The organism is Lentzea pudingi (genome assembly GCF_014646255.1).
Lineage (GTDB): Bacteria > Actinomycetota > Actinomycetes > Mycobacteriales > Pseudonocardiaceae > Lentzea > Lentzea pudingi.
The window spans coordinates 1,156,193-1,166,437 of the sequence record NZ_BMNC01000001.1; the positions used below are offsets into that span (position 1 = coordinate 1,156,193).

General features: G+C 71.7%; 9 protein-coding genes. 8 read left to right on the top strand and 1 reads right to left on the bottom strand.

The genetic code is table 11. From position 1 onward, the window contains the following. Window positions 1-199: 199 nt before the first annotated feature. Window positions 200-3,157, top strand: a complete 2,958-nt coding sequence (locus tag IEY88_RS05305) for an AfsR/SARP family transcriptional regulator (protein WP_229693091.1) — start codon at window positions 200-202, stop codon at window positions 3,155-3,157. Here IEY88_RS05305 and IEY88_RS05310 read toward each other — a convergent pair. Continuing rightward, window positions 3,154-3,384: a hypothetical protein gene (locus tag IEY88_RS05310; RefSeq protein WP_189153369.1), complete on the bottom strand. Its 231-nt coding sequence runs from the start codon at window positions 3,382-3,384 to the stop codon at window positions 3,154-3,156. The genes IEY88_RS05305 and IEY88_RS05310 overlap by 4 nt on opposite strands. A 352-nt stretch (window positions 3,385-3,736) precedes the next feature. Here IEY88_RS05310 and IEY88_RS05315 point away from each other — a divergent pair, with 352 nt between their 5' ends. Genes IEY88_RS05315 through IEY88_RS05345 form a run of 7 tightly spaced genes read left to right on the top strand, consistent with a single transcriptional unit; the run spans window position 3,737 to window position 10,243 of the window. Beyond that, window positions 3,737-4,993 carry an MFS transporter gene (locus IEY88_RS05315; protein WP_189153370.1) on the top strand — a complete coding sequence of 419 codons (1,257 nt, stop codon included), beginning with the start codon at window positions 3,737-3,739 and terminating at the stop codon, window positions 4,991-4,993. Next, complete coding sequence (locus IEY88_RS05320) at window positions 4,993-6,066, top strand: branched-chain amino acid aminotransferase (protein WP_189153371.1); 1,074 nt, start codon at window positions 4,993-4,995, stop codon at window positions 6,064-6,066. The genes IEY88_RS05315 and IEY88_RS05320 overlap by 1 nt, the downstream gene beginning before the upstream one ends. Window positions 6,067-6,102: 36 nt before the next feature. Further along, window positions 6,103-7,119: an asparagine synthetase A gene (locus tag IEY88_RS05325; RefSeq protein ID WP_189153372.1), complete on the top strand. Its 1,017-nt coding sequence runs from the start codon at window positions 6,103-6,105 to the stop codon at window positions 7,117-7,119. Next, on the top strand, window positions 7,116-8,387 hold the full coding sequence (locus IEY88_RS05330) for a glutamate synthase-related protein (protein ID WP_189153373.1): 1,272 nt from the start codon (window positions 7,116-7,118) through the stop codon (window positions 8,385-8,387). The genes IEY88_RS05325 and IEY88_RS05330 overlap by 4 nt, the downstream gene beginning before the upstream one ends. Window position 8,388: 1 nt before the next feature. Next, complete coding sequence (locus IEY88_RS05335; RefSeq protein ID WP_189153374.1) at window positions 8,389-8,817, top strand: cobalamin B12-binding domain-containing protein; 429 nt, start codon at window positions 8,389-8,391, stop codon at window positions 8,815-8,817. Then, window positions 8,814-10,037, top strand: a complete 1,224-nt coding sequence (locus IEY88_RS05340; protein ID WP_189153375.1) for a methylaspartate mutase — start codon at window positions 8,814-8,816, stop codon at window positions 10,035-10,037. The genes IEY88_RS05335 and IEY88_RS05340 overlap by 4 nt, the downstream gene beginning before the upstream one ends. Beyond that, entirely contained in the window at window positions 10,034-10,243 is a 210-nt protein-coding gene (locus IEY88_RS05345; protein WP_189153376.1) for an MbtH family protein, read from the top strand. Before IEY88_RS05340 ends, IEY88_RS05345 begins: the two co-directional genes overlap by 4 nt. Window positions 10,244-10,245: the final 2 nt, after the last annotated feature.

The window sequence follows — 10,245 nt, forward strand, 5'->3', positions numbered from 1 at the left end:
GGGCGACTTCGGAATGCAATGCCCAGAGTTTCAGTTGCCGATAACCCAGGCCTATCACGGCGCTTTCCCGGCACCGTCCACGGCGCAATCCCTCCCGGATGACGGGATGATCGAGCATCCGCCGGATATACAAGTACATCCCGTGTTGCATACATTGAGGAAGTCGGTCGCTGGGGGAGCAGAGGGAGGGGCGGCGGACGTGAGCGCTGTGCTGCGCAGGTCCGGGGATTCCGTGTTGCGGATCCTCGGGCCGATCGAGGTCGAGGGGCCGTCCGGGCCGGTGTGGGTGACGCCCGGCCGCCAGCAGGTCGTCCTCGCGCTCCTGCTGATGGAGGCCAACCAGGTCGTCAGCACGGACCAGATCGTCGACACGCTGTGGAACCAGCTCCCCCCGGACACCGCGCGCACCCAGGTGCAGATCTGCGTGTCACGACTGCGCAAGAAGCTGGCCGACGCGGGGGTCGACCTGCCGATCGTCACGCGGATGCCCGGCTACCAGTTGCTGCTGGGCGGCAACACGCTCGACATGCACGTCTTCGCCGGCAAGCTGGCCGAGGCCAGGGTGCTCGTGAAGGAGGGCCGCACGGCCGAGGCGGCGAACCTGCTGCGGTCGGCCGTGGCGCTGTGGCGGGGTCCGTGCCTGAGCGGACTGCCGAACCCCGCGCTGCGCAACCGGGCGTCGCGGCTCGACGAGGACCTGCTCACCGCCACCGAGGACTACCTCGAACTGGAGCTCGAACTCGGCCGCCACCACCAGATCGTCGGTGAGGTCACCCGGCTCGTCCACGAACACCCGATGCGCGAACGGCTGCGCGCCGTGCTGATGCTCGCCCTGCACCGCGCGGGCAGGCAGGGCGAGGCGCTGGAGGCGTACCGGGCCGGACGGCACCTGCTGGTAGAGGAACTGGGTCTGGAGCCGGGGGAACGGTTGCGGCTGCTGGAGTCGGCGATCCTCTCCGGGGACGTCGTCAGCGGCCAGGCCGAGCCCGTCCCGGCCGTCGTCGTGCCCGCGCCGAGCTTCGAACGCCCGCGCCAGCTGCCCGCCGACACCGCCGACTTCATCGGCAACGACGCCCTGATCCGCACCGCCGAGGCCGTCCTGGCAGGCGACCGGAGAGCCGTCGGCGTGGTCGTGATCATCGGCAGACCCGGCAGCGGCAAGACGACGGTCGCGGCCCACATCGGCCACCGCGTCGCCGACCGGTTCCCGGACGGGCAGCTCTACTGCGACCTGCGCGGCACCCGCGAGGAACCGACCGCCGCCGCCGACGTGCTGGGCAGGTTCCTGCTGGCACTGGGCATCCCGGGCGCGGTGATCCCGATGGGCCTGGACGAGCGCGTCGAGATGTACCGGACGCTGATGGCCGAACGGCGGACGCTCGTCGTGCTCGACGACGCCTCCGCCGAGAGCCAGGTGATCCCGTTGCTGCCGGGCAGCAACACCTGCGCAGTGGTGGTGACCAGCCGGTCGCGGCTGACCGGCGTGCCCGGCGCGCGCCAGGTCGAGGTCGAGGTGTTCGACCCCGCCCAGTCGCTGGACCTGCTGGGCCGGGTCATCGGCGCGGAACGGGTGGCCCGCGAACCCGAGGCCGCCGCCGCACTCGTGCGCACCGTCGGCGGGCTGCCGCTGGCGTTGCGGATCATCGCGGCCCGGCTCGCGGCGCGGCCGCACTGGTCGCTCGCGTCGATGGTGCACCGGCTGGCGAGCGAACGGCACCGGCTCGACGAGCTGGCGCACGGCGAGATGACGATCCGCGCGAGCCTTTCCCTTACCCACAACGGAATGGACCGGCGGTCGCGCACCCTGTTCGGACTGCTCGGCCTCGCCGAGGGCCCGGAACTGCCCGGCTGGGTCGCGGGCGCGGTGCTCGACGACGACTCCCGGTATCCGTCGGATCTGCTGGAACCGTTGGTGGACGTGCAGATGCTCGACGTGGCGACGGTCGAACGCACCGGCGAGTTCCGCTACCGCTACCAGGACATCGTGCGGCTGTTCGCGCTGGAGAAGCTGCACGCGGAAGTGGCGCCGGACATGCGCCGCCGTGCCGTGGAACGCGTTCTCGGCGGATGGCTCGCCCTCGCGGAACAGGCCCACCGCTCTGTTTATGGCGGCGATTACGCCGTGCTGCACGGCACCGCGCTGCGCTGGCTGCCTCCCGCGACGTACGTCCAGCAGGTCGCGGGTGATCCGCTGGAGTGGCTGGACGGCGAGCAGGCCAACCTGTGCGCGGCGATCAGCCAGGCCGCCGACGCCGGGTTCGACGAGGCGTGCTGGGACCTCGCCGTCACGGCCGCGACGCTGTTCGAGTCACACGGCTACCTGGACGACTGGGAGAAGACGCACGAGAAGGCGTTGCAGGCCACCAAAGCCGCCGGGAACGTCCGCGGCACGGCGGCGGTGCTGAGCTCGATGGGCACGCTGCACATCAACCGCGGCCAGACCACCCGCGCGCACGAGGCGCTGACGACGGCGCTGGCGACGTTCGAGGAACTCGACGACCCGCGCGGCCTCGCGCTCTGCCGCCGCGACCTCGGGCTGCTGGCGCGCTGGTCGGGCGACGACGACCTGGCGCTGGAGCTGTACGCGGCCGCGATGCGCGACCTCGACCGGGCGCAGGACCTCGTCGGCAGGGGCATCGTGCTGACCCACCGGACGGACGTCCTGTGCCGCCGCGGCCGGACCGACGAGGCCACGGCGCAGCTGCTCGAGGCGCTGATGATCTTCGAGGGGGCGGGCTACCGCAACGGGATCCCGCACGCGCTGCGCCGGATCGGCCAGGTGCAGGTGCGGGCCGGGCAGCACCGCGACGCGCTGGCCACGTTCACGCGGGTGCTCGGGATGGTGCGCGAGAGCCGGGACGTGATCGGGGAGGGGCACCTGCTGCGCAACCTCGGCGAGGTGAGCGCCGCGCTCGGTCAGGACCGCGAGGCGCTGGCGTACTTCGAGCAGGCGCTGGCGGCGCGGGAACGGATCATGGACCACGTGGGCGCCGCGGCGATCCGGGTGGATCTGGCACCGGTGCTGGCCCGCCTCGGCGAGTCGAACCGGGCGTCGGAGCTGGTGCTGAACGCGGTGCGGATCTTCGGCGCCCGCGGGATGGAACGCGAACGGGTGGCGGCGGAGCAGGCGCTCACCGGGCTGTCGGCGGCGCTCTAGTTCCAGGGGTTGCTGCTCGCGGGAGCGGCGTTCCACGGGTTGCTGTCGTCCTGCGTGCCGTTCCAGGGGTTGCTGTCCTCGGCCGCGCCGTTCCACGGGTTGCTCTCCGCCGCGACGACCGCGGAGCCGGCCCGCACGTCCGCGCCGATGATCGCCGCGCCGAGACCGAACACGAGCGCGGCGCCGGCGACGGTGGTGGCGATCCGGGTGAACGCGGCGTGCTTCATGGGATTCTCCTCGCGATTCGGATTATCAGCGGCTATTTCCGGCTGATGTCCAAAACGCTATTGACCGCCGGAATCCCACCCCTATCCCGTCGGCAATCCCGGCGCTATCACGACCGGCAGTTCCGTCCAGCACGAGATAGCGACCGGGATAACCGCAGCTCAAAGGCCTGCGATCGTCCGATTTGGTGAGGTTCCAGCCGTATCTTTCGATGCGGATTGCTCTGAGATGCCACCGCGATAGCGCGATATCCGAGATTGGTTCCTGTCCAGCCAACGGCAGCCCGGAAAACCGTCTCGGAGGAATGATGTCCGCCAGCAGTCATCGACCGACCGTCCCCGCCGGGATCCCCCGGTGACCGCGGTGCCCCAGGTGGACGACCCCGGCGTGACGGCCGAGGCCCCGCGCAGTCTGTGGCGGGACCGCCGCGCACTGGGCTGGGCGTTCGCCACCGGCGTCTCGTCGGTCGGCGACGAGATCTGGTTCGTCGCCCTCGCGTTCACCGCCGCGCAGCTCGGCAACGCCGGACTGGCCGGCCTGGTGCTGGCCTGCGCCACCATCCCGCGGGCCCTGCTGACGATCCTCGGCGGCGCGCTCACCGACCGGTTCGACGCCCGCCGCATGATGATCGGCGCCGACATCGCACGGATCGTCGTGCTCGCCGGAGCCTTGACCATGCTCGCGGCGAGTGGTGTGTCCGCCGGCCTGCTCATGGTCGTGGGCCTGCTGTTCGGTGTGGCCGACGCGTTCTACGGACCGGCTTCCGGGGCGTTCCCCCGGCAACTGGTGCGCAGGACGGAACTCGTCAGGCTGTCGGCGTTGCGGCAGCTGCTCGACCGGCTGGCCGGCGTGCTCGGCGCGCCACTGGGCGGTCTCGTGCTCGTGGCGTGGGGCCTCGGCGGCGCGATGCTGCTGGACCTCATCTCGTTCGCGGTGGTCCTCGTGGTGCTGATCGCGGTCCGGCCGCGCTGGCCACTGGCGCGCTCCACCGGCGGCACGGTCCGTGCCGACATCCGCGACGGGCTCAACTACCTGCGGCTCACACCGAAGGTCCGCGACCTCGTGATCACGTTGTCCGGCCTCAACGTCTTCGTCAGCCCGGTGGTCGCGGTCGGTCTCGCCCTGCACGCCGTCGGCAGGGGCTGGGGCGGCGTCGGGCTCGGCTGGCTGACCGCCGCGATGGGCGGTGGCGCCGCGATCGGCACCCTGATCGCGCTGAAGTGGCGCCCGGAACGGCCTTTGCGGGCCGCCGTGCTGCTGCTGTTCGGCCAGGCCGCGTCACTCGGTCTCGTCGGCAACGCCGGGTACGCGGCGACGCTCGCCGGGATGACCGTGGTCGGCATCGTCGCGGGCCTCGCCTCACCGATGCTGTCCGGCGCGTTCCAGGCGACCGTCGACGAGGAGTACATCGGCCGCGTCGGCTCCGTGCTCACGCTCACCGACGACGCGCTGACGCCTCTCACCATGGTCGGTTTCGGTCTCCTCGCCCAAGTTCTCGGCCTCGGCACCGCGGCCGCGTTGTTCGCCGGCGGTTTCGCCGCGCTGCTCCTCTACGCCATCTCCCGCCCACACGTGCGGGACCTGCGGATCCCGGACGAAAGGAACTCCTGATGACCACGCAGCTGAGCTCGCCCGCCACCAGCAACCCTGGCCACGGCGACGCTTTCACCGACCACATGGTCAGCCTCACCTGGAACGCCGTCGACGGCTGGCACGACCGCCGCGTCGGCCTGCTGGAGCCGTTGCCGCTGCACCCGGCGACCATCGGCCTGCACTACGCCCAGGTGATCTTCGAGGGGCTCAAGGCCCACCGCGGCCCCGACGGCTCGGTGTCGGTGTTCCGCCCGGACCGCAACGCCCTGCGGTTCCAGAGCTCCGCCCGCCGCCTCGCGATGCCGGAGCTGCCGGTCGAGGACTTCCTCACCGCGATCGACGACCTGGTACTCCTCGACGGCGCGGGCCTGCCCGACGACCCGTCGATCAGCCTCTACCTGCGGCCGCTGATGTTCGCCACCGACCCGAACCTGATGCTGCGCCCGTCCGACGAGTACCGGTTCCTGCTGATGGCGTTCGTCGCCGGCGGGTTCTTCGGGGACAAGGCGCTGGAGCCGGTGTCGGTGCTTGTCAGCCGTGAGCACAGCCGCGCGGTGCAGGGCGGAACCGGCGACGTGAAGTGCGCCGCGAACTACGGCCCGTCGTTCGTCGCGCAGAACCTCGCCCGCGAGGCCGGCTGCCAGCAGGTCGTGTGGCTCGACGCCGCCGAGCACCGGTGGGTCGAGGAGATGGGCGGCATGAACCTGTTCTTCGTGCGCCGCACCGCTTCCGGCACCGAGGTCGTCACGCCCGGACTGACCGGGACGCTGCTGCCCGGCGTCACCCGCGAGTCGCTGATGGTGCTGGCGGACCGGCTCGGCCACACGGTCCGCGAGGAGCGGATCTCCGTGGACCAGTGGCGTTCGGAGTGCGAGGCCGGACTGATCACCGAGGTCTTCGCCTGCGGCACGGCGGCCGTGGTCACGCCGGTCGGCACGGTGCGCGACCGCGACGGCGACTGGGTGATCGGCGACGGCACCGCCGGACCGGTGACCCGCGAGCTGCGCCAGGCGCTGATCGACACCCAGCGCGGCGTCCTGCCCGACCCCGGCGGCTGGCGGCGCGTGATCGTCCCCGCGTCCGGCCTCTGACAGCCCCGACCAGCGAAACCAAGGGTGGGAAAGAACATGGAGCACGCAACGACCGTCGCGATCGAGCCCGCCGCCGATCGCCGTCCGCCGCCGCTGGCCGAGCACCTCGACTCGGACACCACCAGGGCCGCGATGCTGATCCAGCAGGAGGTGCTGGGCGCGGCCAGGACGTACCTGCGCGGTGAGGGCTTCGTCGAGATGCTGCCGCCGGTGATCGGCCCGGTGACCGACCCCGGCGCCCGTGGTTCCAAGCAGGTCGACGTCGACTACTACGGCCACAAGTACAAGGTCATGAGCAGCGGCATCCTCTACAAGCAGGCGTCGCTGCTGACGTTCGACAAGATCTTCTACGTCGCGCCGAACGTGCGGGCCGAACCGGTCGAGACCTGCAACACCCAGCGCCACCTCGCGGAGTTCCACCAGATCGACGTGGAGATGGCGCACGGCACCCGCGCCGACTCCATGCGGATCGCGGAAGGGCTGCTGACCTACGTCGTGCGGCACGCGCTGACCGCGGTGCCCGAGCAGTTCGAGCTCCTCGGACGTGACCCGCTGGCGTTCGCCTGGCTGCTGTCCGGGCCGTTCGGCGTGCTCAGCCACCGCGAGGCGGTCGACGAGCTGCACCTGCTCGGCCACCCGCAGAGCCCCGACGCCGAGATCGCCTGGACCGGCGAGGAACTGCTGTCGCGGCAGAAGGACCGCCCGTTCTTCGTCACCGACTACCCGAAGGGCTCGCGCGGTTTCTACGACCGCGAGAGCACCACGGAACCGGGCCGGCTGCGCAACTTCGACCTGCTCGCACCCGAGGGCTACGGCGAGCTCGTCAGCGGCAGCGAGCGCGAGTCGGACTACGCCACGATCGTCACGCGGATGCGCGAGACGGGCGAGAACCCGGCGAAGTACCGCTGGTACCTCGACGTCATGCGCCAGGGCGTGCCGCGCAGCGCCGGGTTCGGCATGGGCCTGGAGCGTCTCATCCGGTTCCTCACCGGGCTGGACGCGGTGTGGCAGGTCAATGCCTACCCGAAGGTGCCCGGGGAGATGGCACCGTGAGGGCGGCCGGTTTCCCCGAGGAACAGGTGCGGGCGCGGGCGCTGAACGGCACCGCGGAGGCGTTCCCGCCCGTGGAGTCCTACGGCCACGAGGTGTTCGGTGCTCGGGCGTTCGGTGACGAGCGCCCGGCCGACGAGCTCGACGCGGCCAGGCTGGTGCCGCCGGTGTTCATGCCGTTGCGGCTGGAGAAGCTGATCGACCTCGGCCGGGAGCCGTTGCAGTCCGATGTGGACCTGGCGACGACGGTCGGCGGGTTCTCCTCCGCGTTGCCGGTGTTCCTGTCCGCCTTCGGTTCCACGCGCATCGGCAGCTCCGAGGTGTCGGTCGCGGCCAGCAGGCAGGCGGGTGCGCTCGGCATCCCGATGGTGATCGGCGAGAACGTCGTCCCCGTCACCGGGTACCGGCAGGAACCGGACGCCACCACCGGGATGCTCGCCCGCGTCCGGGCCTACCTCGACGAGGCGGGCCCGTCGCTGGGCGGAGTCGTGGTGCAGCAGAGCACCGAGGACGCCGACGCCGAGGTGTGGAACCTCGTCTACAGCGATCCGGCCGCGGAACCGTTGCTGGCCAGCGGAAGGCTCGGCTTCGAACTGAAGGTGGGCCAGGGCGCGAAGCCCGGACTCGGCGGCCTGACGGTGCTCGACCGCGCCACGGCCGCGCGGGTGTCCGACCAGTTCGCGATCGACGACCTGTGGTCCGGCGCCGGGGTGCTGCGTTCAGGCAGCCCCGGCACGTTCACCGACGAGATCCTGCGCCAGCAGATCCGGTTCATGCGCAACAACTTCCCGCGCGCCCGGATCTGGGTGAAGCTGCACCCCGGCCGGGACGTGGCCCAGGCCGCGGCGTGCGCGTGGGAGGCCGGCGCGGACGCGGTGACCGTCGACGGTGCCGAGGGTGGCACCGGCTGGGCGCCCCGCGCGTTCCTCGACCACGTCGGCCTGCCGCTCGCCGAGTGCCTGCGGCGGATCGGCACGCCGTCCGGCTGCCTGCTCGCCACCGGCCGCGTCTGGGAGGGCGTGCGCGCCGTCAAGGCGTTGGCGCTCGGTGCCACCGCCGTCGGGCTCGGCCGTGCCGCGCTCACCGCCGTGGACGCCGATCCCGAGCACGGTCTGCGCCGCCTCGTCGAGTGCCTCGCGTTCGAGGTGCGGCTGCTGACCAGCGCTCTGGGCAAGTACACCCCTGCGGCGCTGGGCAGCGAGGACGTCTGGTTCCCCGGCCGGACCGGTGCCGCCGACCCCGCACCCCGTCATCGAGAAAGCCTGACCTGACATGAACAACCTGGTCCTGTTGTCCGGCACCGCGTCGGACTCGCACACCTGGAACCTCGTCTACCTCCAGCTGCTGCTGGAGGAGGAGGGGTACCGCGTGGTCAACCTCGGGGCGTGCGTGCCGCCCGTGCTGCTCGCGGACGAGTGCGAGGCCGAACAGCCCGACCTCGTCGTGCTCAGCACGGTGAACGGGCACGGTTACCAGGACGGGCCGCGTGCGCTCGCCGAGGTGCGGGGCCGGCCCGGTCTGGCGGCGGTCCCGGTCGTCATCGGCGGCAAGCTCGGCACGGGCGGCCCGGAACCCGCGCAGGCAGACGCGTTGCGGGCAGCGGGTTTCACCGAGGTCTTCGACGACGACACGGCCATCACGCGGTTCCGTGAGTTCATCGCCGCGTTCGTGTTGGCCAGCACCGCGGACAGTGTGTCGTGACGGGCTTCGCGGACGCGGTCGCGCTGGCGGCGGCCCACGGCAGGCTCGTGGTGCAGCCCAGGATGGGCATGGCGTCCCCGCTGGAGATGCGGGCGGGCCTGCTGGCGGTGAGGGGCGCTCGTGCCACCACCGTGGGCACCCTCACCGTCGACAGCTACACGAGGGTCGGCGACCACCGCGCGGCGCTGGAGGCGTTGCACGACGGCGCCCGGCTCAACGGCTACCCGATCGTCTCGCACCACCCCGACACCACGCGGGCCGTGCTGGACGGGCTCAGCGGGTTCCCGGTGCAGGTGCGGCACGGGTCCGCCGACCCGAGGGCCATCTTCGCCGCGCTGGCCGAGGCGGGACTGGACGCCACCGAGGGCGGTCCGGTGTCGTACTGCCTGCCCTACAGCCGGAAGCCGTTGCGCGACTCGGTCGGCCACTGGTCCGAGGCGTGCGAGGAGTTCTCCGGGCACCTGGAGACGTTCGGCGGCTGCATGATGGGCCAGCTCTGCCCGCCGAGCCTGCTGGTCGCGCTCAGCGTCCTGGAGGCGATCTTCTTCCGCTTCCACGGCGTGGAGAGCGTCTCGCTGAGCTACGCCCAGCAGACCAACGCGGACCAGGACGCCGAGGCGATCCACGCCCTGCGCACGCTCGCCGCCCGCTTCCTGTCCGATGTGGACTGGCACGTCGTGGTCTACGCCTACATGGGCGTGTTCCCGCGCACGCCGTCCGGCGCCCGGTTGCTGAACGACAACGCCGCCCGGCTCGCGGTCCGGGCCGGCGCCGAACGCCTGATCGTCAAGACCGTGGCGGAGGCGCACCGCATCCCTACCGTCGCCGAGAACGTCGCCGCCCTGGAAAACGCGGCGGCCGCTGCCTCTTCGGTCTCGTTCGTGTCGTCCTGTGAGGACAACGGCGTGCTCGCCGAGGCGACGGCACTCGTCGAGGCGGTGCTCGAGCTGCCCGGCGACCCAGGCACGGCGCTGCTCGCCGCGTTCCGGCGCGGCCTGCTCGACGTGCCGTACTGCCTGCACCCCGACAACGCGGGCCACGCCCGCAGCCACATCGACGACACCGGCCGGCTGCGCTGGTCGTCCGTCGGCGCCATGCCGATCCCGCGCTCCGCCGTGGACCGCTCCGGCACCACCACGAGCTCCACCCACCTGCTCGCCGCACTGCACCGCGTCGCGCACCAGCACGACGCCCGAACCCACCGAGGAGACGAGTCATGACCACCAACCCGTTCGAGGACGCCGACGGCGTGTACCTGGTGCTGGTCAACGACGAGAACCAGCACTCGCTGTGGCCCGAGCGCATCCCCGTGCCCGAGGGCTGGACCCGGACCTTCGGCCCGGACGGCCGCGACGCCTGCCTCGCCTACGTCGAGGAGAACTGGACGGACCTGCGTCCGGCCAGCCTCATCGCCTCGATGTCCTGACC